Source organism: Vreelandella arctica, from assembly GCF_037070215.1.
Classification (GTDB): Bacteria; Pseudomonadota; Gammaproteobacteria; order Pseudomonadales; family Halomonadaceae; genus Vreelandella; species Vreelandella arctica.
Map to the genome: position 1 here is coordinate 122,080 of NZ_JBANSN010000007.1, position 25,907 is coordinate 147,986.

Consider the following 25,907-nt stretch of genomic DNA (forward strand, 5'->3'; position numbering starts at 1 on the left):
TGCTTTAAACCGGCGGCAAAAAACCGATGCGGGCGCTGAGAAGTGCCAATGATGCCACGCTGAGTAGAGGCCAAGGGCATGGCCGTAGGCTTGGCCGAGGCTGCTGCTGCCAATGCAGCAGGGTTAGTGCGCAGACAACTAAGCCTAACAGCGCGCCTCCCACCAGGTCGCTAAACCAGTGCACACCCACCACCAGTCTCGATAATGCCATAGGCAGTGCAAGCGCAAGTGCACACCAATAGGCCAAAAAGCGCTTATGGCGAGGCATTTCGGCTGCAATAAACGCTGCTGTCAGACCAAATAGCACCACAGCGGTGGATGTATGCGCGCTTGGGTAGGAAAAAGAGCCCATCAGGTAGTCCGGTGTGTCAGGGCGGGCACGTCCAAACAACCCTTTGCCAATAATGTTAAGCAGCGCGACCCCTGCAAAAGCGCCGCCCCAGTGCCGTAGGGCATCCCAGCGTTTGCCTAACAGTAGCCACACCGCCCATGGCAGCGCGAACGCGATAATGCCAAAGGTGTCGCCAATTTTTGCAAAAACATTCCCTACGCTGTAAGAAATATCGCCGTGCAGCCCTGTAAACAGCCGATGAATAAAAATATCCATATCCAGTGGGCCGTTTTCGCCGATAACCATTAACGTCCAGCCCGAGAGGCTACCAAGTGCTATGACCAACAGCAGCAGGGAGGCTAATGGGACATCTCCAGATTGGCTCATCGCTAGCCAGGGACGCCGTAGCAGTGGCAGCCGACGAGCAGTACCGGCGATCATCCGGTAAAGTCGCCCATGCCGTGTGGCTTGATGGCGGCCCCATGAAAAAATAACCGCGAGAGCGACAACAATAACGGCCAGCACCAGTAACGCGGCTTCAAGGCCTGGGGGGAGATTCAAATGATGCTGCCAAGTGCGGCCTAGTAAGTAGCCGGGCAGAATATAAGCAGGTGCCCACAGCGCTGCCGAGGTTAGATTGGCCCAAATAAAAGTGCGCGGCGGCATCTGCATCATGCCTGCCACCAGGGGAATAATGGGTCTTACAGGGCCTACAAAGCGGCCGATAAAAACCGACCATATACCGTAGCGCTCAAAGAAGCGTGACCCTCTTCCCAGCCACTCGGGATGCTGAGACAGTGGCCAACGCTGGGTAACTTGATCGCGATGTCTATAGCCGAGCAAAAAGCTGATGCCGTCACCTATAACAGCCCCTATAAAGGCCGCACCAATCAGCCATGCCAAGGTAATATCCTGATGTCCTGCCATAGAGGCCGTTGAGGTGATTAACACCACGCCAGGTACTAGCAAGCCCACTAGTGCAAGCGATTCCACTAATGCAATGACCAGCACCAAGCAAAGTAGTAGTAGGGGCGATGGCGTTAATGAGAGGAGCATATCGGCTAGCGGCACATACTTCTCCGGCGACAAATGAGGGGGGGCTAACAATAAATTAAACGTTGGAGAGTGACGCGCCGCGTGCTTCCAGGCGCTTTAAATAGCGCTCAAAGCTTTCTGCTCGACTGGGTAAGCAGGCCGCAATACGTGCTTCAAGCTGGCCAGTTTCCACCAGCACGCGCTCAGAAAGAGCTCGCTGTAAGCGCTCGCGAACCAATAGTGCGCCGCTTTCACTGGTGTCTGGCAGAACCAGCCAAAACGTAGCGTTATCGGCGCGACCCAGGACATCATGGTCACGGCAGCGGCTATTCACTTCGCTACATAGTGCGCCTAATAGAGCCGTCTGGGCGCGATGGCCAAATTGCTCTGCGGCCATATCCAGCTGCGGCAAGTGCACTACTAGCACCGCTAGCTGTTGATTGAGCATGGCCGCACGCTGGAATTCGCTATTTAAGCGTTCTTTCAGCGTATCAATGTGATAGGCGTTGCAGTCGCTATCGTTTGGGTCAGTCGCCCGAAGTAAAGCACGGCGACGGGCGTGTTCCCAGCGAGGTAGCGCAAGGAGCAGCGTTAAGGCGGCATAGCCGACAATAATCGCGGGTGGCGCAGCGGCGACGGAGGGAAGCAGCCACCATAAGGGGCCAATAGCAACATTGATCAGTAACGCAGCCCACAACGGTAACAATAAAAAAGTGGCGGTAACGGGCAGGCCAAGCCAAATGGGCGATGCCCCAGGGTGGTAGTAAAAAGCACTAAGTACCACCGAGTAAGTACTGCAAAGCAATATGATGCGCGGCAGATAACTTTTCAGCCCTTGCCCGATATGCATGAGTAACGCTGACATGAGCAGCAGGGTCATGAACGTAGGGATCAGCAGGTCGCGGTAGTCACCCATGGCATATAGCCAAAGCGCATAACCCGCCATTAGCGCAATGCTGGCGGCGTAGGCGAGCGTCATCAACCGCTTGGGAATATGGTGCTCGGTCATATCGTCTCTCGTGCTCGCTCAGCCGGTAACTTACTCATCTCACATACCGATAGGGTTGCCGGTTCGATATCGATCAATTCAAGGTATTCACTCGTGATATTGTCGGGTAAATCGGCGAGCAGCAAGCTGCGTCGTTGAGTGGCTTCTTTCGGTGAACGTGCGAGAAGCAGGGTGACCAGCGTCGTACTGCTTAAACGGTACACGTTTTCAAAATCATGCGTTAATTCACACAGTTTTTGTGCGGTTGGCCAAAGTTGATGACGTTTGACGTGCAGTATAAATACTTCTGCATGAATGCCTTCACGCTCACAGCGCGTTTGTTCGCGGGCAATGTCGCGCAGTAATTGTTCACCGGCCCATAAATTGAGCCCTGGAATCAAGCGTAAGCGTTGGCGAATAGAGCCGTTCATATCAATAAGCTGCTGTGCTCTGGAGAGGGCCAGCAAGCCAAGCACGAACAGGCAGCAGAGCAGCAGAATAAATTCAGACTTTTCCAGTTGGGGCGCCACCAGAACAGAGCTAACCAATGCGGCGCTGAGGTGAAACGCCGCCACCCAATTATTTTGTGGCAGCATCAGCATGGCGGCCCAGGCCCAAATCAAAATGCTGTGCCGTTCAGGAGCAGCCGCAATTAACGCGACCAGCAGCACGCCCGGCACAAGCTGCCATGGCAACCCTCGCGAGCGTCGGTGACTGAAGTCGAGCATTAGAGCGGTAATAAATAGCCAGCCGACTGAAAGCCACAGCACGAGTGCTGCAGCGGGCGGCGTAGAGGGCGTCCAAAGCGCCAAAGCAACGGCAGCCGCTAAAAGGTTGGCACGTAGTAAGCGTATTTTGTACTTGCTTTGCATGGTGACTTACTATTCGTCCTGAATAACCAGAAATATCTGAGCAAGTGGGTGAGCGTATTATGAACAACGTACGCGACACATATTAGCGCCTTAATCATCCTCAGTATAACGTCGAAATGGCGTAACATAAGCACAAACGTAAAAACGGCTGCACAATCATGCCATTCAAAGCTATTGGGTTTATCATTTCATAACCACTGAACAGCGTACCTCGACCCTGCTTAGGGCATTATTCACTTTAGATTTTAATCTTGGTAGTTATTCTGAGCACTCGGCTTGAATACATGGCTTGAGTACTGGAATTTCATATTTGAACTTAGCACGCACGATGCCGCATGGAGACACTATGAGCGTTTCAACACCGTTCCAAGAAGAGGCCCATCAGCACCTAGCGTCTGGAGACGTGCCCGCCTATATGCAGGCGTTGGGTCAGGCGGCACGCCGCGCAGCCAGTGAGCTACGCCGGGCGGATACGGGATTGAAAAACAGTGCCCTGATGGCAATGGCGCAGCGTTTGGCAGAAGCGCGTGGGCGCATTCTAGACGCCAATGCTGAGGATTTGCAGCGTGGCCGCCAGAACGGCTTAGAGAGCGCGCTGTTAGACCGTTTAGCGCTAAACGATGCTCGAATCGACGCCATGATTGAAGGGCTTCAGCAAGTAGCGAGCTTGCCAGACCCAGTGGGCGAGATTAGTGATATGCGTTACCGGCCCAGCGGGATTCAGGTTGGCAAAATGCGCGTGCCACTAGGCGTTATTGGCATTATTTATGAGTCGCGCCCTAACGTGACGCTGGAAGCCGCTAGCCTGTGTCTAAAATCGGGTAATGCCTGTATTTTGCGTGGCGGTTCAGAAGCCAGCGCCTCAAATGCTGCGATTAGTGCCTGTATTCAAGCAGGGCTTGCGGATGTAGGTCTGCCAGCAGGTAGTGTTCAGGTGGTAGCAACCACCGACCGGGCGGCAGTAGGCGCCATGATTAGCATGCCGGAATATGTCGATGTCATTATTCCCCGTGGTGGGAAATCGCTTATTGAGCGTATTACCCGTGAGTCGCGCGTACCGGTTATCAAACACCTTGACGGGGTTTGTCATGTTTATATCGATACCACCGCTGACCCTGCCAAGGCCTTAGCCATCGCCGTCAATGCGAAAACCCATCGCTACGGCACTTGTAACACCATGGAGACACTGCTGGTCGATGCGCCGATTGCTGATTTACTGTTACCCGAGCTAGCACGTGCCTATGCTGAACATGAGGTGGAACTGCGTGGTTGTGAGCGTACTCAGGCACTGTTACCTCAGGCTATCGCAGCCGATGAGGCGGATTGGTACGCTGAGTACTTAGCCCCGGTCCTGGCGATTAAAGTGGTCGATGGGGTTGATGAAGCGATCGCCCATATCGAACAGTACGGCTCACACCACACCGACGCGATTGTGACCCAAGATTATTCACTGGCGCGACGCTTTATGGCGGAAGTGGATTCGAGCTCGGTCATCGTTAATGCCTCGACTCGCTTTGCTGACGGTTTTGAGTATGGCTTGGGCGCTGAGATTGGGATTTCAACCGACAAGCTGCATGCCCGCGGGCCGGTAGGGTTAGAGGGCTTAACCACCCAGAAGTACGTCGTATTCGGTGATGGCCAAGTGCGTGAATAAGGGGGTGGTGTGAGTCTAAAGTTTCAGCGTATCGGAATGTTGGGGGGCACTTTTGACCCCATTCACTTGGGGCATTTACGCAGTGCTGTGGAGTTGCATGAGGCGCTGTCGCTTGATCAGCTACATATGATACCTGCTCAGCAGCCCCCTTTACGGGATCAGCCCCAGGTGTCAGCGCGGCAGCGGTTGGCGCTCTTAAAGGCAGGTATCGGTGACACGCCTGGCTTGTTGGCTGATGATCGTGAGCTGATGCGTGACGGCCCCTCCTACAGCACCGATACGCTTGCCGAGCTGCGTGCGGAGTATGGTGAGCATGCGCGCTTGGTCATGGCGATTGGTTTCGATGCTTTTTTGCGGCTTACACAATGGCATCAACCGGCGCGCATATTTGAGTTTGCCCATTTGGTGGTTATTGCTCGTCCAGGCTATGGCGATCCATTGCCAGCACCATTAATGGAACTGGTAGAGCATCGGGTAGTCGATAGCGTAGAAGAATTAATGCAGCGGTCATGTGGGGGCTTTTTGTCGCTTGAATTGCCATCGTTAATGGCCATTTCAGCGACCTATATTCGAAAGCGGCTAGAAGCGGGTAAAAGCGTGCGCTATTTGGTGCCGCCCCCCGTTGAACAGGCTATTGCGCACTACGGACTTTACCAGCAGTGTGAATAGCGCTGGCAGTCGTCAAATAAGCCGTTACAATGGCCGGCTTTATTGACCGATTACCCCATGAGGTTGTCTTTAGGAGTCATGCACATCGATACATTGAAAACTCTAGCGGTTGACGCGCTAGAAGAACTGAAAGCACGCGACATTACGCAGTTAGATGTTGCTAAATTAACCGAGGTCACCGACCTCATGTTGATTGCCAGTGGTACGTCGACCCGTCACGTTGCTGCTCTGGCGCAAAACGTAGTGGAAAAAGCCAAGGCTGCAGGACTTGGCCCTTTGGGCGTGGAAGGTGGTGATAACGCCGACTGGGTGCTGGTCGACCTGGGTGACATTGTGGTTCACGTCATGATGCCTGAGGCGCGCACGCTCTATGATTTGGAGCGGCTATGGGCCGATCTGCCGACGGATTCGGGCGCGATTGGTGAGTCGCTTGAGCGCTTTCAAGAGCGAGCCGGCATGTCATGAAAATCCGGCTGTTAGCGGTGGGAAGCAAAATGCCTGGGTGGGTAGAAGAGGGCGTGGAGACCTACCGTAAGCGGCTTCCGAGAGATTTCAATCTCGAGATCGAAGAAATTACCCTCGGCCAACGTGGCAAAAATGCAGATATCGCGAAAGCGCGCGCCCAGGAGGCGCAGCGTATTCGCGATAAGTTGCGTGGCGACGAATACGTGGTAGCACTGGAAGTGAAAGGTAAGCCATGGACCACCGAGCAGTTGGCACAAGAAGCTGACGCTTGGCGCATGGCTGGGCGGGATATTGCTTTGCTTGTAGGTGGGCCAGACGGGCTTGAGCCTTCGCTCTCAGCCGCGGCCGACAAAACCTGGTCAATCTCTCCACTGACGCTACCACATCCACTGGTACGAATTATGCTGGCCGAGCAGCTCTACCGTGCCTGGACACTATTAGTGGGTCACCCTTATCACCGTTAACGGCTGAATGGTAAGCCATTACTGTTTGTGTCCTGTTGCGCCCTTTGTTTGTTTTGAGAGTCTTCGTTGCCATGCTCAAGCGCCCCAACACGCTAAAAAACTCCGAGCAAGAACTGCGTATTTTTCGTGTTAGAGCGCTGCTCGCCGTGTTGGTGGTGTTGACCCTGGCCAGCTTGCTAACGGGGCGGCTAATTTATTTACAGATCGTCCAGCACGATATGTATAGCACGCGCTCTGAAAATAACCGGGTTCGCGTCGAACCGCTGCCGCCTAATCGGGGGTTAATTTACGATCGTAATGGCGTACTGTTAGCCGAAAACCGTCCAACCTATAACCTGACCCTCGTCCGCGAGCGCGTCGATAATCTGGATGAAACGCTGGCGCTGCTAGTAGAGCTTCTTGAGCTACCTGAAGAAGAGATTGAAGCGTTTAACGTGCGCTCACGCCAGCGTCAACGACCTTTCCAGCCAGCGCTGCTTACCAGTGATCTAAGCGAAGACCAAATTGCCCGTTTGGCAGTTAACCGCCACCGATTGCCAGGGGTGGAGATAGAGGCACAGCCGCTGCGGTTTTATCCGGATGCCGAAATAATGGCCCATGCGCTAGGTTACGTTGGTCGTATTAATGTTGAAGAGATGGAAACGCTGGATGCAGGCCGTTACGCGGGTACTCACTTTATCGGTAAAACCGGCATTGAACGTTTTTACGAAGAAGAACTTCACGGTGAGGCGGGTTTACGCAAAGTGGAAACGAACGCCCGCGGAAGAGTGCTACGAGAGCTAGGGCGCACTGACCCGGTGCCTGGGAAGAATTTAACATTGACGCTGGATAAGTCCCTCCAAATGTTGGCTTATGAATTGTTAGATGGTCGTCGCGGTTCTATCGTCGCTATTGTGCCAGCTACGGGTGAGATTCTTGCTATGGTCTCGACACCGGGTTTTGACAGTAATCAATTTGTCACCGGCATTGATGTGGCTTCTTATCGTGGTTTGCAGGAGGATCTCGATTTACCGCTCTTTAACCGTGCTATCCGTGGCCATTATCCTCCTGGCTCTACTATTAAGCCCTTTCTAGCGCTGGCCGGGTTGGTGAAAGGCGTCATTACCCCTGATAGCACGATTAATGACCCCGGTTATTATCAGTTACCCAACGACTCCCGCCGTTACCGCAACTGGTTGCGCTGGGGGCACGGTCGTGTCGATATGGAGCGTTCCCTGGCTGTTTCCAATAACACTTACTACTACACCTTGGCACATGATTTAGGTATCGATAATCTCCATGAACAGATGAGTAATTTTGGTTTTGGTCAGCGTGTCGCCCATGACGTGCAAGGAGAAAGCAGCGCATTGATGCCCTCGCGTGATTGGAAACGAGGACGCTTTAACCAGCCTTGGTATCCCGGTGAGACCCTTTCCGTGGGGATTGGGCAAGGCTACTGGCAGGTGACGCCTTTGCAGCTAGCCAGCGCCACTGCAACGCTGGCCAATCGCGGCCACTGGGTGAAGCCGCGCTTGGCGCGTCAGATTGGCGATTCCCCTGTCCCCCGTGACCTGCCCGATACCTTGGATGACATTCAGTTAGCCAATGATAACTGGTGGAACCGGGTGTTCAGCGGTATGGAGAAGGTGATTAGTGGCACCGAAGGGACAGCGCGTCGAACTGGCGTGGGCCTTGAGTACCGCATGGGCGGCAAGTCAGGCACTGCACAGGTGTTTTCGCTGGGCCAGGACCAACGCTATAACGCTGATGAGTTAGCGGAGCGGCTCCGTGACCACGCGCTGTTTATGGCCTTTGCACCGCTGGAAGACCCTCAGATTGCGGTATCCGTTATTGTTGAAAACGCAGGCGGCGGCAGTACACACGCGGCTCATTTGGCGCGTGCTATGACGGATGCCTGGTTACTTGAGGATGAAGCGCCGGACGTAGAAGAAGTACGCGAAGTGTTAGAAGAAGATAACGCCAACGTGGAGGGTAACTAACCCATGCCTTGGCATTATCTAGCGCGTTCTATGCGTGGTTACCCTGTTCGCCCGCCCGAAAGCGGCATCGCCCGGCGTAAAAGTATTTGGGAGCGAATCCATCTAGACCCCTGGCTGCTTGGCTTGCTACTGGTATTGATGGGCAGTGGTTTGATCGTTCTTTATAGCGCTTCTGGGCAATCCATTGATGCCGTGATTGCTCAGGGCGTACGGTTTTGCATCGCTCTGGTGGTAATGGTGATCATTGCCCAGTTTTCACCTTCAACTTTTTTGCGCTTCGCTCCGCTAGCCTATGGCATCGGGGTTGCCATGCTGGTTGCCGTTGATGTATTCGGTGATGTGGGTATGGGCGCTAAGCGCTGGTTGGACATTCCTGGCGTCATACGCTTTCAACCCTCGGAAATGATGAAACTGGCAGCCCCGTTAATGGTGGCGGCCTATCTTAATCGCTGTGAGTTGCCGCCGCGTCTGCGCGATATACTGGTGTGTGGGGTTATCATTGGCGTACCCGTCGTGCTGACGGCTATTCAGCCTGACTTGGGAACCTCATTGCTAGTAGCCAGTGCTGCTCTTATCGTGGTTCTGCTGGCAGGTTTGTCGTGGCGGTTGATCGGGTTTATTACGGCGTTGGGGGCTGCCGGGGTGCCGGTGTTATGGATGAATATGCATAACTACCAGCGTCAGCGCGTGTTGACTTTTTTGAACCCTGAAAGCGACCCACTGGGTTCTGGCTGGAATATCATTCAGTCAACCACCGCCATCGGTAGCGGTGGATTGTGGGGGAAAGGGTGGCTGCAGGGTACCCAGTCCCAGTTAGAGTTTTTGCCAGAGCGGCATACGGATTTCATTATTGCCGTTTTAGGCGAAGAGTTTGGTTTAGTGGGTATGCTGGTGCTGTTGTGTCTGTATCTATTAATCGTGAGCCGTGGAGTATGGATGGCAAGCGCTGCCCAGGATACCTTTGGTCGCTTAGTCGCAGGCAGTATCATCCTCACCTTTTTTATCTATGTATTTGTCAATATGGGCATGGTGAGTGGCATTCTGCCTGTCGTGGGTGTGCCGCTACCGTTGGTTAGCTTTGGCGGCACCTCAAGCGTGACCTTGTTGGCGGGTTTCGGTATTCTCATGTCCATACATGCTCATCGTCGGCTGCTGTCGCGCTAGTAAAGTTGCCCAGCCCAAACATATAGTTCAGACGCCTGTGTTGCTCGGCAATGGAGAACTCAGGAATAGATGATTCTGGAATTAATCGTTTTGGGATAAAGAGCTCAGGAGTGGAGAGTTAATGAACAAGGTTCAAGGGAAGACGAGCCGCTATTGTTTGGCAGCCATGATGTGCTGGGTAACGCCCATATCAATTGCTGATGAGCCTTCTGAGGGTGGCCAGCAAGCTGCACCACAGCACTTTGCACCTCAGCAAAATGCTGACAGCCAAGCGCTGATGGAAGAGCTAGTTGAGCAAGGGGTGCCACAAACGTGGCTGGAAGAGGCGCTCGGGCAGGCTAATTATACTCAAAGTGTATTGGACGCTATGGAAGGGGCCGCCGAGCGACGTTTAAAGTGGCATGAGTATCGCGCTATTTTCATGACCCAGCAGCGCATTGAGGAGGGCGTTGAATTTATCGATGCGCATGCTGACGCCTTGGCGCGAGCCGAAAGTACCTATGGTGTTCCCGCTGAAATAATTACCGCTATTATTGGCGTTGAAACTTACTACGGCCGTCATAAAGGCCAGCACCGTGTATTGGATTCGCTAGCCACGCTGGCGTTTCATCACCCGGTGAGAGGCGCTTTTTTTCGGGGTGAGCTGGCAGCATTTTTACGTATAGCGTATGAGCAGCAGGTTGACCCTACTGGGCTACGCGGCTCTTATGCAGGTGCCATGGGCTATCCGCAGTTTATCCCCACCAGTTACCAAGCCTATGCAGTAGATTTTGATGACGATGGCCGTCGCGATCTGTGGGAAAACCCAGTCGATGCGATTGGTAGTGTCGCTAATTACTTTGCCGAGCATAACTGGAAACCAGGGGCTGATATTTATCACCAGGCCACTGGGCCAGACGAATTGCCTAAGGAGCTATTACAGGAACTCTCGTTTAACCAAACGGCGCCTCCTGCAGTGAGTGTTGCTCAACTTGCCGTGCATGGACTGACGCCTAATGAGTCTCTTGATAGTGAATTGTTGGTCGTGCCATTGGCACTTGAGTTCGCTGATGGCGAGATTCACTATCGGTTTGGCGAGTATAATTTTTATGTGATTACTCGCTATAACCATAGTCACCTGTATGCCATGGCTGTAGCCGAGTTGGCAGAAGAGATCGCCGCACTGCACGATAAGCTGCATGAGGACGAGGTATGAATAGCAAACTGACGATAACCAGGCGTGCTGGCGGGGTAATCGCCTTGCTGGCGCTGGTCAGTGGCTGTGCTAGCAACGATACCCAGCGTATTGATGTGCCTAGCTCGGCCAATCAAGCAGCTGCCCCCAGTTCATCGGTCGCTACGAGTGACGGTCGTTATGCCATGAGTGGAGATGCCTACCCACTTGAGCCGCCGGATGTTACCAAAGTGCCCGATGCAGAGCCGCGCGTTGAGCAGCCCTCTCGAGGCGGCAACCGCTCAACCTATGAGGTATGGGGAAAAACCTACCATGTGCTGCCCGATGCCACAGGCTATGAAAAACGTGGTACGGCCTCTTGGTACGGTGAAAAATTCCATGGCTATGCGACCTCAAATGGCGAAATTTACGACATGTATAAAATGTCGGCAGCTCACCGTTCGCTGCCCTTACCCACGTTTGCTCGGGTAACCAGCTTGGATAACGGGCAATCGGTGATTGTCAGGGTAAATGATCGCGGCCCGTTTCATAGTGACCGTGAAATAGATCTCTCGTATGCGGCAGCGGCACGATTGGGCTTTCTCGACAATGGCACCGGCTCCGTTAAAGTTGAAGCGATCAACCCGGAACAGTGGCTAGCCGAGCGTGGTCGAGGGGGAAGTGGTTCTTCCCAACAAGCAAGCACTCCAGAGCCGAGGCAAGTTGCTTCAAACGCTCCGTCGGCTGTTGCCCGGCAAACGGCGTCTAATATTTCAGTATCTAATTCCTCAGTGCCTACTGCTTCAGCGCCTGCTGCGTCCTCTCGAGAATCGGTATCTCAGCCGACGCCAAGCCAAGGCGAATCAGATGGCGAAGTTTATCTACAAATTGCCGCGTTAGGGAATCCAGAAGGCGCTCAGCAGTTACAGCAGCGTTTACAGGGGGAGCAGCCTCACGACGTGCGTATTATGAGTGATGCTGACGTCTACCGTGTGCAAGTAGGTCCGATTAGGCCGGGGCAGGAGACTCAAGCACGTGAAACGCTGCGTCAAGCAGGGTTCCCCCAGGTCTTTGTTGTGCGATAATTAGCACCCTATTTATTTCTTGTGGCGCGTTTTACGCGCCGCCTTGTTTTTAAAAAAAGCTTTACAAGTAAGCTTTCAAGTAAGTGAGACTGACGTTATGAACGTGTTTACATCCATTGGTCGCTCTGCACGGCTATGCCTTTTTGCTGCAATGGCGACGGTTGCTGTGCCTGCCAGTGCACAGCAAGTTCCTCAGCCGGTAATTCCGCAACCGCAAACCATTATTCCTGCGGCTCCCCAGTTAGCGGCAAGTTCGTGGATACTCATGGATGCCAACAGTGGCCGCATCTTGGCTGAGCATAATTCCGATGAGCGTCTGCCGCCAGCGAGTTTGACCAAGCTGATGACGGCCTATTTGGTTGAGCGTGAGCTTGATCGCGGCACTATTAATCTGACTGACATGATTAATATTAGTGAGAACGCGTGGCGTACCGGCGGCTCTAAAATGTTTATCGAAGTGGGTGATCAAGTTTCAGTAGATGACCTTCTTCATGGAATCATTATTGTGTCGGGTAACGATGCCAGTGTCGCCATGGCTGAGCATTTAGCGGGTGGAGAAACGCCCTTTGCCGATCTGATGAACCAACATGCGACTCGGCTGGGAATGAATAATACAAACTTCCAAAATGCCACGGGGTTGCCGGGGGATAATCACTACTCAACTGCCCACGATATGGCGCGCTTATCCCAGCATATTATTAATGATTACCCCGACCACTATGAAATCTACTCTCAGCGCACTTTCTCTTATGGCGGCATCGACCAGCCTAACCGTAACCGCCTGCTGTGGCGCGATCCTTCGGTCGATGGCCTAAAAACCGGCTGGACAACGGAGGCGGGTTTCTGCCTAGTCTCATCGGCTAAGCGTGATGATATGCGCTTGATTTCGGTTGTGATGGGCACCACCTCTGATGAAGCGCGTGCTCAGGAAACGCAAAAGCTGCTCAGCTATGGTTTCCGCTTTTTTGAAACCATGAAGCTCTACGAGCGTGGTGCTGTTCTGGCAACGCCGCGTGTGTGGGGTGGCGACATTAACGAATTACGTGTGGGCGTCGATGAAGAGGTCTTTATGACCTTGCCGCGTAACCGTAATGAAGAGCTGCGTGCGCGCCTTAATCTGAATCCAGATCTACAGGCCCCGATTGCTATTGGTGATGAGGTCGGCACCCTTGAAGTTCATCTGGGCGACGAGGTGGTCGGTGAACGGCGACTGGTGGCCCTGGAAAACATTGAAGAGGGCGGTCTCTTTAAGCGTTTGTTTGATCAGGTGCAGCGCTTTTTTAGTGGCCTAATCAGCAACTTTACCGACTAAATATTGATTAGGTTTAAGCCGTTGGTTTTCTTTTTTGCAATGATGGGGTTGCTATGAAAAAAGGTACGCCACAGGGACTGCGTGATTTGCGCCAACCAGCGGTTCAAGAGCCGCCTAAAATCACTTTTCCTTGTGATTACTCGTTAAAGGTCGTCGGCGATGCTGCTGAAGACTTTCCTGCTTGTGTGTGCCAGGTCATTGTGCGCCATGCGCCTGATTTCGACGCTACGACAATGCAGGTAGTTGATAGCCGTAATGGTCGTTTCCAATCGGTTCGTGTGGTGATTAGAGCGACCGGAGAGCAGCACATTAAAGAGCTGTTTGAGGCGCTAAAAGCCACCGGCCGTGTCCATATGGTGGTGTAAGCGTGAGCGACGCCGTGCCAATCAGGCTGCATTACTTAGGGCGCCAACCCTATCTTCCTGTTTGGGAGGCAATGCGTGCGCTGACCGATACGCGCGATGCCAATACCCCTGATCAGTTCTGGTTGGTCGAGCACGATCCTGTGTTTACTCAAGGGCAGGCAGGCAAGCCAGAGCATTTGCTTTTGCCCGGCGATATTCCGGTAGTGCATACGGATAGGGGCGGGCAGGTGACCTACCACGGCCCTGGGCAAGTGGTGCTGTATCCGTTGCTGGATGTACGACGAGGTAAAATTGGCGTGCGCGATTTAGTTACTGCATTGGAGAATGCGGTAATTGATGTTTTAAGCAGCTATGGGGTAAGCGCGCGTGCGCGCCCCGATGCGCCAGGGGTCTATGTCATGACAGCGGCGGGTGAGGCCAAAATTGCCTCATTAGGTCTACGTATTCGGCGTGGTGCAAGCTTTCATGGCGTGGCATTAAATGTCGATGGCGATCTAGCGCCTTTTTTACGAATTAACCCCTGCGGTTATGCAGGTATGCCCATGGTGAGGTTGGCCGATTTTACGGCACTGCCAAGTGATCATCGGGTCGGAGAGCAGTTGGCGAAAGCGCTAGCCAAACGGCTAAATCGTGAATTAGTCAGTGTAGATAGCTCGCCCCTGTAAAAAGGGAGCCACTGGCTCCCCGTTTCAGCAAACTCTATAGCGCTAGAGTTAGGCCTATCCTACGTTTAGCGCTGGAATAATGTTGGGATTCGCTTCTTGTTCCTGACCAGGAATTGCAGCGGGTGAGGCGAGCCCCAGGTTGTTCTTTTCAAACACGCGATCAGCGCGATAGCTGGAGCGCACCAGCGGGCCCGAAGGCACTTCCATAAAGCCTTTCTCCAAACCGATCACGCGGTAGCGGTCAAACTCTTCTGGCGTTACCCAGCGCTCTACCGACAAGTGATTTTTGGTTGGACGCAGATATTGACCAAGCGTGACGATATCGACACCGATTTCACGCAGATCATCAAAAGTCTGCAAAATCTCTTCGTCAGTTTCCCCCAGCCCCAGCATCAAACTGGTTTTGGTGATGATGTCAGGACGGTAGCGCTTGGCATGGGCAAGCACATCAAGCGTTTTACGATAACCGGCTCGCCGATCGCGTACACGGCCTGTTAATCGTTCAACGGTTTCAACATTTTGGGCAAATACTTGTAACCCAGAATCAACAACGCGCTCAATAGCACTCAGCTCGCCATCGAAGTCAGGCGTTAAGGCTTCCACGACTACTTCAGGCGTGCGCGCTTTAATGGCACTAATACAGTTGGCATAGTGCGATGCACCGCCATCGTCGAGATCGTCACGGTCTACCGAGGTGAGCACGATGTAACGAAGGCCCATTAACTCCACAGACTTCGCGGTGTTTTCAGGTTCTTCATGATCGAGCCAGCCTTGTGGGTTGCCGGTATCTACCGCGCAGAATCGACAGGCGCGGGTGCATACTGACCCCATAAGCATGATGGTCGCCGTACCGTTGCTCCAGCACTCGCCCATATTGGGGCAATGAGATTCAGCGCAAACGGTGCTCAGTCGGTGAGTGGCGACGTTTTTCTTGACCGCCTCAAAGCGCTCCCCTCCAGGGATCTGTGCGCGCAGCCACTTGGGCTTGCGTTCAAGAGAAGGGGCTTCTGCCTGCGCTTTGCGCTGCTTCATGCCATCCTTGATCACCGACATGCCATGTTCATTACGGAATTTTTCACCGCTAGACACGCGTTGCGGAGGGATATTGCTCATAGGGACAGAGCCTCTCTTTTGTGCGGTAGGCCAAGTACGTTTGCGGGCGTTAAGCCCTTACAAGACCTGCCAATTGATACCTGATTAATTAATACGAAGTGAATCCGATATTTCATCGTGCTAATAGCTACTAATGTAACATATCTCACTGTCAACAGGACACCGCATGACCCTAGGGCGCAAGCATTGGCAGGCAAGCGACGCCGTGGCTCGGTAACGGGCTTGAAGGCGCTTGAAAGTGGCGGCGATAATCGGGTAAGTGCTCACGGATAAAGCTTAAGAAAAGCTCTGCCACCGGTGTGGGAAAACGTTTCCGCGCATACACCGTGCACCAGGATCGGTGGATCGGGAAATCGGGAAGCCCAAGCTCAAAAAGTAACCCTTGCTCAAGTTCAAGCTGTACCGCCAAGCGGGGGAGAACGGCAACGCCTAAGTGGGCCATGACTCCGCCTTTAATTGCTTCATTGGTGCCCAGCTCAATACAGTGGGGAAGGGCGACCTGCTGATTGGCGGCCATTTGTTCAAAGGCATTGCGCACGCCAGAGCCTGGCTCGCGCATCAATACGTAGTGGCGTGCAAAGTCTGCCAGAGAGGGCTCTGGCATGGAAAGCAAGGGGTGTTCCGGCCAAACCACCGCGATTAATTCATTATCAAGAATTGGCATCACTACTAAGCGATCATCCTCTGGCACCATCGCCATAATAACGAGATCGTCCTGCTGCTCAGTCAACCGCTCTAGGGCTTGGCTGCGGTTGCATACCTTTAAGCGAACGTGCACCTCTGGGTAGTGAGCACGGAACCGGGCGAGTAAGTAAGGCACCACATATTGAGCCGAGGATACTGCCGCAATATTAAGTTCGCCGCTTATTTTGCCGTTAATGTCCGATAGGTTCATTTCCAGACGTGAAAGCTGACCAAAAATTTCTCGTGTCGAATGGGCGAGCGTGTCGGCGGCGGGAAGTGTGTGGAGCGTTTTGCCCGCGTAGTTAAAAAGCGGCTGACCCAGTGCCAGCTCAAGCTGGCGTATTTGTGCGCTCACCGCGGGCTGAGTAAGTCCCAGCTGCTCAGCTGCGCGAGAATAAGAGCGTTGCCGGTGCACCGCCTGGAAGACCTGTAGTTGCCGAAATGTAAGGCGATTGAGCAGAGTAGGGGATGACATAGCAACCTCATAGTGAACACCCTTTAATGTCGCTAGGACTAATGCCAAATACAGGCTTTATCGTCAGCGCAACGCATGCTAACACTGAATCTTTGGCGCTGCTTAAAGAGAGCTATGTCACCCCATTAGTCGTAATTATTAGGGGTAAAGATCGACGTCACGCACGTAGTGGCCTAAACTATATTGCATTGCAGCATCCTGATTGCTGCCCGGTTTGATGCCGGCGCATCATCCCAATGGGAGAACCTATGAACTTTCTCGCCAATCCTTTGCTCTCCACCAGCGCTTTTACTGACGCCTGGCTAAAGCAACAAAATGGTTCCACAGCGTTGCCAAGTAGTGAAACGATCGCTTCCTTGTTCGACCCATTTGGGTTTGGACGGGCGGCTTTCGGTTACTGGCGCGATAGCATGGAGCGTAGCGTTTTGTACCTGGACGTTATGCGCGAGCGTGGTAATCAGTACCTTGAGCATATGGAGCAAACCAAGCCCAGTGTGTTGGGGTTTGATACCGAAGTGCTGATGGATGGACGGACGCTACCGCAGCCAACTAACTATGAACTGCTGCGCGTACTGCCCCATGAAGGGACTGAAACTGACCTACAAAAACGTCCTTTTGTAGTGATCGACCCGCGAGCGGGGCATGGGCCAGGGATTGGTGGCTTTAAGCCAGACAGCGAGTTGGGGGTGGCGCTAAAAGCGGGGCATCCCTGCTACTTTATTGGTTTTTTACCTTTTCCTGAGCCGGGTCAAACCGTCGAGGATGTAGTTGATTCAGAAATTGCATTTCTACGCCATGTAATCGAGCTTCACCCCGAAACCACCGAAAAGCCAATGGTGGTGGGCAATTGCCAAGCAGGCTGGCAAATCATGATGGCGGCCGCACTAGAGCCAGATGTGTTTGGGCCGATCCTTATTGCCGGTGCGCCGCTTTCTTATTGGGCGGGCGAGCATGGTAAAGCCCCAATGCGTTATACGGGCGGTATGACCGGGGGTAGTTGGATTACGGCACTCACTAGCGATATTGGCAATGGCCTGTTTGACGGGGCGTGGCTGGTGCAGAATTTTGAGCGCCTCAACCCGGCTAATACGTACTGGAAAAAACAGTATCACCTTTACGATAACATCGATACAGAAGCGGGCCGATACCTCGACTTTGAACGCTGGTGGGGCGGTCACGTCCTGTTGGGCGGTGAAGAAATTCAATATATTGTCGATAATCTGTTTGTTGGCAATCGACTTTCTACCGCGCAGTTGGTGACTCGTGATGGGCGCCGAATCGACCTACGGAATGTGCGCTCACCGATCGTGGTGTTCTGTTCTCGTGGGGACGATATTACCCCGCCGCCGCAAGCGTTGGGCTGGATTCGTGATTTATATGAAAACACAGATGACATCATCGCCAACGAGCAAACTATCGTCTATTGCCAGCATGATACTACCGGCCACCTAGGTATATTTGTTTCGGGTAGCGTGTCGCGCAAAGAGCATACCGAATTCACTGCCAATATGGATTACATCGACGTACTACCGCCTGGGCTGTACGAAACCTCCATATCCCCGGCGGAAAAGGGCGAAGATGCTGACCTGTTCGAGCGTGATTATCTGCTCGAATTTATGCCGCGTAACTTTAAAGAGTTAGATCAGGCAGTGATGCACAAGCCTGAGGATGATCGTCGCTTTGCCACCGTGGCGCGTATATCAGAAATTAATCTGGGGCTGTATCGGATATTTATGCAGCCCTGGCTAAAAGCTATTATGACGCCGGAAGCTGCCCGCTTTATTCGTCGTATGCACCCGATCCGGCTGGGCTACAAACTGCTTTCCGACCGTAACCCGCTTTCCGTGCCGTTACCGGTAATGGCAGAAGCGGTGCGTAAAAATCGTCACCCTGTGTCTCAAGATAATCTGTTTAAAGCACTTGAAACCATGGGCTCTGACCAGTTGGTTGCAAGCCTCAATGCGGTGCGCGACTTACGCGATAGTAGCACCGAAAAAATGTTTATGGATATTTACGGCCAGCCGCTGTTGCAGGCCGCCGTGGGCCTTTATGGCGATGCTCATGTGCATCGCCGCCGCCCCGGGGCTGAGCCCGAGCACCGCCGCTTCATGGAGCAGCGTCAGGAAGCGCTGCGCGAGAAAATTACCCACGGCGGTGCGCATGAAGCGGTTATGCGCTCGCTGATCTACGTGCTCGGCGGTGCTCCAGCCACGGATGAGCGTAACTTTAAGCGGTTACGCGCCTCCCGTGCCGAGCTTGAGCCAGGCATAGAGCTGAGTGAATTTAAACGCCTAGTGCGCGAGCAGTTCTTTATCTTGAAGCTGGATCGTGAGCAAGCACTGAATGCACTGCCTATTTTGCTCAAGGGTAATAGCAACGACGATATCGATGGTTATATTAGCCATCTTGAGCACGTGTTTGCCGCCAGTGGCGAGCTTACGGAGCATGCTGCAAATCGCTTTGTTCAGATAAAGGCGCTTTTTGATCAGGCACGGACTAGCAAAAAGGAAACACCTGCTTCTCCTAACGCTGCCAAGACAAAGGCGAAAACACCAGCAAAGTCACAAACCGCCAAGACTGGTGTGGTTGGTAAAGCTGATAAAGAAGGTATTAAACCAGAAGCTACCAAACCGAAAGCTGCTAAATCAGAAGCTATCAAACCCAAGCAGGAAGCTGTTAAATCGGAAGGAGCTAGTCAGGCAAAAGCTAATGCAGAAGAAGCTAAGCCAAAAGCAGCTAAGCTAACCTCTGTTGAGTCCTCGGCTGTGCCTGACAAAGCAGAGGGAAAAGCCACTAAACCCTCTGCAACCGATGAGGAAAGCACCAAGTCAACAGTGAAATCTGACAGCGCTAACGGCGGTAGTAAGCCATCTGACAAACGCTAAAACAGTGCGTTAGCTTACAGCGCCCCCGCCTATATGGTGGGGGCGCTTTGTTTGTCTGTGTGCCTTTTGGGTTGCCGTAATGCCAGTGGCAGTCTAGTGTCTAGCTACTCTTTGTCTGAAATCTACGGATTCTTCCTACGGCTTGGTTGCTACTGGCGCTTAGCCAAGGGCTGGGGTAGGGTAGGCGCATTTTTTCATCCGTATCTTTGTTAATGGGCTGTTTCATCCCGGCGATACGGCACCGAATTTAGAGCACGTGCTAGACAGCCCGTGCATTAGGAAAGTGGAGCACTATGGGCAAGTCACTGGTCATCGTCGAGTCGCCGGCTAAAGCGAAGACGATTAACAAATATCTCGGCAACGATTTCATCGTGAAGTCGAGCGTGGGTCACATTCGTGACCTGCCGACCAGCGGCTCAGGTAAGGCAGCCTCCGACCCTAAGGAGCGCGCGCGCCAAGCCGCAGCGACACGCAAGATGTCGGCGGAAGAGAAGGTGGAATATAAGAAGCGTAAGAGCCAGGATCAGCTGATTCGGCGGATGGGCATTGACCCCAATAATGGCTGGGAAGCGCGCTATGAAGTGCTGCCAGGCAAAGAGAAAGTGGTGGCTGAGCTGAAAAAGTTGGCTGAGAAAGCCGACGCTGTCTATCTCGCAACGGATTTGGATCGCGAGGGGGAAGCCATTGCCTGGCACCTGCGTGAGACTATCGGTGGAGACGACAGTCGCTATAAGCGCGTGGTGTTTAACGAAATTACCAAAAATGCCATTCAGGACGCGTTCAAAGCGCCGGGCGCGCTAAATATTCCCCGGGTGGAAGCACAGCAAGCTAGGCGTTTCCTGGATCGCGTGGTGGGCTTTATGCTTTCGCCTTTGCTGTGGGCGAAAGTAGCACGCGGCTTATCGGCTGGCCGTGTACAGTCAGTCGCGGTACGTCTAATTGTTGAGCGCGAGCGCGAAATTCGCGCCTTTATTCCCGAAGAGTTCTGGGATGTGCATGCGGATTTGGCCTCCCCCGAGGGTGAGCTGGTGCGTTTTGCACTGGCTCGTCAGGATGGCAAAGCCTTTAGGCCCACGTCTGAAAAAGACACCCTGGCGCGCATTGAGCAGCTTAGAAAAGCCAAACTTGCGATTACTTCGCGGGAAGATAAGCCCACCAGTTCCAAGCCGACAGCGCCCTTTATTACCTCTACGCTACAGCAGGCCGCGAGTGGCCGGTTAGGGTTTTCTGTTAAGAAGACCATGACCATGGCCCAGCGTCTGTATGAAGCGGGCTATATCACCTATATGCGTACTGACTCCACCAATCTTTCAAAAGATGCAGTGGAAGGCGTGCGCACTTATATCGGCGAAGAGTTTGGCGAACGCTATCTGCCTGAAGCACCTAATCGTTACAGCAGCAAAGAGAGTGCTCAAGAAGCCCACGAAGCGATTCGCCCCTCCAGCGTTGAACGCAAAGCATCAGACCTGTCCGGCATGGAGCGCGATGCAGAGCGCCTCTACGAGCTAATCTGGCGCCAGTTTGTGGCTTGCCAGATGACGCCTGCTGAGTACCTGTCCAGCACGCTTAGCGTCGAGGTTGATGGGTATGAGCTGCGTGCTAAAGGGCGCGTGCTTAAATTTGATGGTTATACGCGGGTGATGAAGCCCAGCGGTAAAAATGAAGATCAGACCCTGCCTGACTTGCCTAAAGGCACGCCGATGGCGTTGGAAGCACTCGATCCTCAGCAGCACTTTACCAAACCTGCACCGCGTTACACCGAAGCAAGCTTGGTGAAAGAGCTTGAGAAGCAGGGGATTGGTCGTCCTTCTACCTATGCATCGATTATCTCCACGATTCAGGATCGCGGCTATGTGAAGCTTGAAAACCGCCGCTTTTATGCCGAGAAGCTTGGCGATATCGTTACCGAGCGGCTGAAAGAGTCCTTCCCTGATTTGATGGATTTCTCTTTCACTGCGCGCATGGAAGATAGTCTTGATGAAGTCGCCGAAGGCGAGCGTAACTGGCAGGCTTTGCTAGATGCTTTCTACGGCGAGTTTCGTGAAGAGCTAGCCAAGGCGGAGAGCGAAGATGGTATGCGGCCCAATCAGCCGGTGCCCACCAATATTGACTGCCCGAAATGTGGCCGCCATATGCAAATTCGCACCGCTTCCACAGGCGTGTTCCTGGGCTGTAGCGGCTACAATTTGCCGCCAAAAGAGCGCTGCAAGACCACCATCGACCTGATCCCAGGTGAAGAAGCGGTAGCGGAAGACGCGGGCGAAGAGGCCGAAACTAATGCACTGCGTGCTAAGCGTCGCTGCACCAAGTGTGGCACGGCAATGGACAACTACCTGATTGATGAAACGCGCAAACTGCACATTTGTGGCAACAGCCCTGACTGTGATGGCTACGAAGTGGAAAGCGGTAAATTCAAGATTAAGGGCTATGACGGTCCTGTGATCGAGTGCGATAAGTGTGGCTCTGAGATGCAGTTGAAATCAGGTCGCTTCGGTAAGTATTTTGGCTGCACCAATAGCGAGTGTAAAAACACTCGCAAATTATTGAAGAGTGGCGAAGTGGCACCGCCCAAAATGGATCCAATCCCGATGCCGGAGCTGGCGTGTCAAAAAGTGGACGACCATTACGTGCTGCGCGATGGCGCGAGTGGCCTATTTTTGGCGGCGAGCAAATTTCCTAAAAATCGCGAAACGCGGCCGCCGCTGGTGAAAGAGCTGAAAGCGCATGCCGAAGAGCTGCCTGAGAAGTACCATTTTATTCTCAAAGCGCCTAGCGAAGACCCCGATGGTCGCCCCGCTCAAATCCGTTATTCGCGTAAGACGAAAGAGCAGTTTGTAATGACTGACGAAGAGGGCAAAGCCACCGGCTGGAAGGCCATGTTTGAGGCTGGCAAATGGCACGTGGAGGATAAGCGCAAGTGAATGCACGCTCGCGGACCAATCAGTTACTCTACCAAGCGGAGCTGTTAGCCATTATGCCAGCGGGGGAAGATGAGCATGCCCCTTCGCGGCAGATGGCACTGGAGGAGGGCGCGTTGGCGCTCTTTGAGCTGGCGTTAGAGTCGCTTTTACGGGAAGTCACCGAGCATGCTCGCTTGCCAGAGCATCGCTGGCATGTATTGTTATCTCAGCAAGGCCCGGCTTTGGCAGAGCTACAGCGCCTGCGCGACTTAAACGCTCAGCCGGAAAGTTGGTTGAATTGGCTGACGGGTCAGCTTGAACGCCTACATAGCGATGAAGGTGCTGCGCGGCGTACTACTCATAATCCCGCTATGATTAAGGTGGATAGTCAAGCGAGTTTGCCTCAGCAATTGCTGGATAACCTTCAGGCCGCAAAGCGCGAAATAAGTGCTCTGCGTGAAACCAGCCTGGAGTGGTAAAAGGCTCGATTTTACCCGCTGGTCAAGTAAGCACCACGAAAAGGAGATCATGATGCGCTATAACCAAGTTAAAGATTTAGTCGAATGGGCGGCAGGCTTTCACGCGCGAATGGCGCGTCAATACAGCGAGGCCGCTGATAAAGCCGACAATGAACGCTTAAAAATGGGATTAGATTATCTCGCCAGCCGTGAATTGAAGATGAAAACGGGTCTTGAAGACTTGTTCCATGACGGTACGGATCATTCTGAGGTGCTGGAGACGTGGTTCGACGAGTCGAGCGAATTTCCCGAACCACCAGAACTGGATCGAATTGCGGAGCAAACCGTTACAGGCTCCATAGAAGATGCCATGAAAACAGCCACCACCGCCCATGAGCGTTTGCAGGCATTGTACAAGCATCGTGCCGCACGTTCGAGAATTGAACCCGAAGCAGAGTTCTTTGATTCGCTAGCTGAAGGGCATAATTCTGAAATACGCCACATGATGGCGAGTATGGAAGAGTTGCAGGGCGTTTAATGAGTATGTGCCACTGGCGAGTACATCATCGCTTCGGGACGACCCAAAGCGATACTATGACGAAATTACTTACGGCGGATGTGGGAATAAGGTATAACAGCCACCCTATGCGTTTAGTTGGTCAACCACAGGCTACTATGTTTCGAGAGCTGTCATGTTTTTAATCAATCGCCGTCGATTTTTAGCTATGGTGCTGAGCTTGCCAGCGGTTGCTAGCGCTGCTGTCACTGCACCTAACCAGGCTGCTCCCTCTGACCTTATCGAAACAATGCTTACGCGCGCCCATGTGCCGCGCCATAGCAATGAGCTGTGGGTACTGATTGATGATCAAGAGGCTACACTCAGTGTGTTCCGTGGTAATACGCTTTTGGAGCGCTATGCACCCATATCCCTAGGGCGTGCAGGGGCGAAGACTCAGCGCGTTCGTGGCGATAACGTGACGCCTAAGGGTGAGTTTCGTATCAATCGTTTTAATTACGAAAGCCAGTGGCGTACGTTTATGGGGATTGATTTCCCAACGCCAGCCCATGCACGCATGGCGCTTGAAAAAGGAATTTATTCCCAAACCGATTATGAAGATTACTTCGACTACTACCGACGTAACGGTCAACCACCGCAAAATACTGCCCTGGGTGGGGCGATTGGGATTCATGGCTTGGGTAGCGCGGACCCCGATATTCATGGTCGCTATCATTGGACTCAAGGGTGTGTCGCCGTTACCAACGAGCAAATTGATCGCTTGGCATCGCTAGTGGGTGTTGGCACCCGTGTAGTGATCCGTTAAGCTAATGCCGTTGAAGGAAGTTCGAGGTTTTAAACAAGTGGCTATAGACAACCGCTGTAGTCTATTATAAAACAGCGTTTGACTTGCGAGCATCGCAAAACAAGTCACTGTAAAGAACCTGCACCGCAGGTAGACAAATTTAAGCTAAGTACGTTAGTAAAGTGCGTAGCCTTATTTTTGTCATACCCTTAATGTAGTACCCAAGGACGACTCAAGGAGAACATTATGACTTTGAAAACTACTCTGAAGATGACTGCTGCTGCCGCTTCTCTGGCAATTCTTGCTGGTTGTGCTTCTACCGGCGCGCTGGAAGAAGTCCGCATGACTGCAGAATCTGCACAGGCTGACGCTGCAGAAGCACGCAGCATGGCTTCACAAGCTATGAACACTGCAAACCAAGCCCAGCGCGATGCGCAGGCTGCTCTGCAGATGTCTGAGCAGAACCGTGAAGAAATGAACCGCATGTTCCAGCGTTCCATGCAGAAGTAATTCTGCTTGGAGCTGCTGGGGAGTCAATAGGCTCTTTCAGCGGTTGCTGTATGCAAGTCGTAGTTGGTAAAGATATTAGGCAAGTAGTTTTTGCCGCTAGCTACGCAAAAAACCCCGCCTCGGCGGGGTTTTTTGTTACTGCCGTATCAGCGTATTAAGTTTCTTCTTCGCCATTAGTTGCAGCGCTGAGCTCAACTTCGTTAATCAGCTCAACAGGTTCGGGCTCTGGCGCCGGTGCTGGCGCTTGTGGGCCATGCAGGGCAATAAAGCGGCCATCGGGGGCTTCAACGGCCCGCTGTATCTGTTCGGCATCTATTTCAATGTCATTGTCAGTCAGCTCAGTGACGCGCTCTACGGCATTTAACAGAGGTTCAAAGCCTTCCACGTTCTCTTCCAGCTGCGGAAATGACTGCACAAACAGCGTGCCGTCGGAAGCCCAGCCTGCTTTAAATGGCGCATCCATCAAATTAACCTGCGTACCGCTCGGTAAGCGCTCGTAAAGCGATTTGATATCCTCAGGGTACATACGGATACAGCCGCGGCTAACGCGCATACCGACGCCATCAGGGCGGTTGGTGCCATGTATTAGATAGCTCGGCATGGCCAATAGAATCGCATGCTCGCCCAATGGGTTGTCAGGACCTGCTGGTACCACGGACGGCGCTGGTTCACCACGTTCAGCTGCTTCACGACGCATGGAGGAGGGGGGCGCCCAGGCAGGGTCTTTAACTTTAACGGTGGTGCGGGTAATGCCCACAGGCGTTGCGAACTCTTCACGCCCCACGCTGACCGGGTAGGTTTCAACGATGCCGGGTTTATCAGCAGGGTAATAGTAGAGACGTAGCTCTGAAAGGTTCACCACCACCCCTTCGCGTGGGGCAGGCGGCAGAATGTACTTAGCGGGAATCACTACCTCGGTACCCACGCCAGGCACCCACAAGCTGACATCGGGGTTGGCCATGCGAATTTCTTCATAGCCAATGTTATGACGACGGGCGATATCAATCAGCGTCTGTTTGGGGTCTTCGACCACAACCGTGTAGTTCTCACCAATAATGTCACCGCTTTCGGGTAGGCGGAAGTGACCACGAGGCAGTTCATCTTGGTCAGCAACCTGAGCGGCGCTGTCGACAGCGTCGATGCTGATTTCCTGTGGTTGCTGCTGCTCTTGGTTCTGCTCCTGCTCCTGAGCTAGCTCTTGGGGTTGGCTGTCGGCCTGCTCGGCAGCTGATTGCGCAAAAGCAGGGCTCGCCAAGCTCGCGGCTAGTAGCACTGCCAAGCTGGTGGGGCCCCAGAGGGTAAAGGTGTCGCGAATGTTCATGATCATTCCTAATATGTTAATTCACTGCTGATGCGCGTCGTTGGGCCACTGATGTTAGT

Annotated in this window: 23 protein-coding genes; 17 read left to right on the top strand and 6 right to left on the bottom strand. The window is 53.1% G+C overall.

What is annotated here, in order from left to right:
• Nucleotides 1-4: 4 nt before the first annotated feature.
• From V8L70_RS08640 to V8L70_RS08650, 3 genes are read right to left on the bottom strand one after another with little or no spacing between them, the layout of a single operon-like run.
• Nucleotides 5-1,402: a bifunctional DedA family/phosphatase PAP2 family protein gene (locus V8L70_RS08640; RefSeq protein ID WP_101145734.1), complete on the bottom strand. Its 1,398-nt coding sequence runs from the start codon at nucleotides 1,400-1,402 to the stop codon at nucleotides 5-7.
• Nucleotides 1,403-1,442: 40 nt separating this feature from the next.
• On the bottom strand, nucleotides 1,443-2,375 hold the full coding sequence (locus tag V8L70_RS08645) for a diguanylate cyclase domain-containing protein (RefSeq protein WP_008956618.1): 933 nt from the start codon (nucleotides 2,373-2,375) through the stop codon (nucleotides 1,443-1,445).
• The gene (locus V8L70_RS08650; protein ID WP_101145735.1) at nucleotides 2,372-3,226 is read right to left on the bottom strand and encodes a hypothetical protein; all 855 of its coding nucleotides are present in this window, start codon (nucleotides 3,224-3,226) and stop codon (nucleotides 2,372-2,374) included. The genes V8L70_RS08645 and V8L70_RS08650 overlap by 4 nt, the downstream gene beginning before the upstream one ends.
• A gap of 346 nt (nucleotides 3,227-3,572) precedes the next feature.
• Here V8L70_RS08650 and V8L70_RS08655 point away from each other — a divergent pair, with 346 nt between their 5' ends.
• The 11 genes from V8L70_RS08655 (at nucleotide 3,573) to lipB (ending at nucleotide 14,201) form a co-directional block, all read left to right on the top strand.
• Nucleotides 3,573-4,880 (top strand): glutamate-5-semialdehyde dehydrogenase, encoded by a 1,308-nt coding sequence (locus tag V8L70_RS08655; protein WP_101145736.1) that lies wholly within the window; start codon nucleotides 3,573-3,575, stop codon nucleotides 4,878-4,880.
• 9 nt (nucleotides 4,881-4,889) lie between these two features.
• Nucleotides 4,890-5,549 (top strand): nicotinate-nucleotide adenylyltransferase, encoded by a 660-nt coding sequence (gene nadD / locus V8L70_RS08660; RefSeq protein ID WP_101145737.1) that lies wholly within the window; start codon nucleotides 4,890-4,892, stop codon nucleotides 5,547-5,549.
• Between the two features lie 78 nt (nucleotides 5,550-5,627).
• Complete coding sequence (gene rsfS / locus V8L70_RS08665) at nucleotides 5,628-6,014, top strand: ribosome silencing factor (protein ID WP_008956614.1); 387 nt, start codon at nucleotides 5,628-5,630, stop codon at nucleotides 6,012-6,014.
• Entirely contained in the window at nucleotides 6,011-6,478 is a 468-nt protein-coding gene (rlmH, locus tag V8L70_RS08670; RefSeq protein ID WP_008956613.1) for a 23S rRNA (pseudouridine(1915)-N(3))-methyltransferase RlmH, read from the top strand. The genes rsfS and rlmH overlap by 4 nt, the downstream gene beginning before the upstream one ends.
• Before the next feature lie 71 nt (nucleotides 6,479-6,549).
• Nucleotides 6,550-8,457: a penicillin-binding protein 2 gene (mrdA, locus tag V8L70_RS08675; RefSeq protein ID WP_101145738.1), complete on the top strand. Its 1,908-nt coding sequence runs from the start codon at nucleotides 6,550-6,552 to the stop codon at nucleotides 8,455-8,457.
• 3 nt (nucleotides 8,458-8,460) lie between these two features.
• Nucleotides 8,461-9,621 (top strand): rod shape-determining protein RodA, encoded by a 1,161-nt coding sequence (gene rodA / locus V8L70_RS08680; protein ID WP_101145739.1) that lies wholly within the window; start codon nucleotides 8,461-8,463, stop codon nucleotides 9,619-9,621.
• Between the two features lie 121 nt (nucleotides 9,622-9,742).
• Nucleotides 9,743-10,816 (top strand): lytic murein transglycosylase B, encoded by a 1,074-nt coding sequence (gene mltB, locus V8L70_RS08685; RefSeq protein ID WP_101145740.1) that lies wholly within the window; start codon nucleotides 9,743-9,745, stop codon nucleotides 10,814-10,816.
• Nucleotides 10,813-11,859 carry a septal ring lytic transglycosylase RlpA family protein gene (locus tag V8L70_RS08690; protein ID WP_101145741.1) on the top strand — a complete coding sequence of 349 codons (1,047 nt, stop codon included), beginning with the start codon at nucleotides 10,813-10,815 and terminating at the stop codon, nucleotides 11,857-11,859. Before mltB ends, V8L70_RS08690 begins: the two co-directional genes overlap by 4 nt.
• A gap of 97 nt (nucleotides 11,860-11,956) precedes the next feature.
• Nucleotides 11,957-13,171 (top strand): D-alanyl-D-alanine carboxypeptidase family protein, encoded by a 1,215-nt coding sequence (locus tag V8L70_RS08695; protein ID WP_101145742.1) that lies wholly within the window; start codon nucleotides 11,957-11,959, stop codon nucleotides 13,169-13,171.
• 53 nt (nucleotides 13,172-13,224) lie between these two features.
• Entirely contained in the window at nucleotides 13,225-13,536 is a 312-nt protein-coding gene (locus V8L70_RS08700; RefSeq protein WP_035557238.1) for an HP0495 family protein, read from the top strand.
• A gap of 2 nt (nucleotides 13,537-13,538) precedes the next feature.
• Nucleotides 13,539-14,201, top strand: coding sequence for a lipoyl(octanoyl) transferase LipB (gene lipB / locus V8L70_RS08705; protein ID WP_035586226.1), 663 nt, complete (start codon nucleotides 13,539-13,541; stop codon nucleotides 14,199-14,201).
• Between the two features lie 54 nt (nucleotides 14,202-14,255).
• Here lipB and lipA read toward each other — a convergent pair whose 3' ends face one another.
• Both lipA and V8L70_RS08715 read right to left on the bottom strand, forming a co-directional pair.
• Nucleotides 14,256-15,314, bottom strand: a complete 1,059-nt coding sequence (lipA, locus tag V8L70_RS08710) for a lipoyl synthase (protein ID WP_008956605.1) — start codon at nucleotides 15,312-15,314, stop codon at nucleotides 14,256-14,258.
• A gap of 172 nt (nucleotides 15,315-15,486) precedes the next feature.
• Nucleotides 15,487-16,473, bottom strand: coding sequence for a LysR family transcriptional regulator (locus V8L70_RS08715; RefSeq protein ID WP_008956604.1), 987 nt, complete (start codon nucleotides 16,471-16,473; stop codon nucleotides 15,487-15,489).
• Between the two features lie 248 nt (nucleotides 16,474-16,721).
• Between V8L70_RS08715 and V8L70_RS08720 the strand changes: the two genes are divergently transcribed.
• The 6 genes from V8L70_RS08720 (at nucleotide 16,722) to V8L70_RS08745 (ending at nucleotide 24,527) form a co-directional block, all read left to right on the top strand.
• Nucleotides 16,722-19,358 carry a DUF3141 domain-containing protein gene (locus tag V8L70_RS08720; RefSeq protein ID WP_101145743.1) on the top strand — a complete coding sequence of 879 codons (2,637 nt, stop codon included), beginning with the start codon at nucleotides 16,722-16,724 and terminating at the stop codon, nucleotides 19,356-19,358.
• 293 nt (nucleotides 19,359-19,651) lie between these two features.
• Nucleotides 19,652-22,279 (top strand): type I DNA topoisomerase, encoded by a 2,628-nt coding sequence (topA, locus tag V8L70_RS08725; protein WP_101145744.1) that lies wholly within the window; start codon nucleotides 19,652-19,654, stop codon nucleotides 22,277-22,279.
• Complete coding sequence (locus V8L70_RS08730; protein WP_008956601.1) at nucleotides 22,276-22,737, top strand: DUF6586 family protein; 462 nt, start codon at nucleotides 22,276-22,278, stop codon at nucleotides 22,735-22,737. Before topA ends, V8L70_RS08730 begins: the two co-directional genes overlap by 4 nt.
• 52 nt (nucleotides 22,738-22,789) lie before the next feature.
• The gene (locus V8L70_RS08735; RefSeq protein WP_008956600.1) at nucleotides 22,790-23,254 is read left to right on the top strand and encodes a ferritin family protein; all 465 of its coding nucleotides are present in this window, start codon (nucleotides 22,790-22,792) and stop codon (nucleotides 23,252-23,254) included.
• Between the two features lie 154 nt (nucleotides 23,255-23,408).
• Complete coding sequence (locus V8L70_RS08740; RefSeq protein ID WP_008956599.1) at nucleotides 23,409-24,038, top strand: L,D-transpeptidase family protein; 630 nt, start codon at nucleotides 23,409-23,411, stop codon at nucleotides 24,036-24,038.
• A 225-nt stretch (nucleotides 24,039-24,263) separates the two neighbouring features.
• Entirely contained in the window at nucleotides 24,264-24,527 is a 264-nt protein-coding gene (locus V8L70_RS08745) for an Lpp/OprI family alanine-zipper lipoprotein (RefSeq protein WP_008956598.1), read from the top strand.
• A 154-nt stretch (nucleotides 24,528-24,681) separates the two neighbouring features.
• Here the strand turns inward: V8L70_RS08745 and V8L70_RS08750 are convergent, their stop codons facing one another.
• Nucleotides 24,682-25,848, bottom strand: a complete 1,167-nt coding sequence (locus V8L70_RS08750) for a L,D-transpeptidase family protein (protein WP_101145746.1) — start codon at nucleotides 25,846-25,848, stop codon at nucleotides 24,682-24,684.
• Between the last annotated feature and the right edge of the window lie 59 nt (nucleotides 25,849-25,907).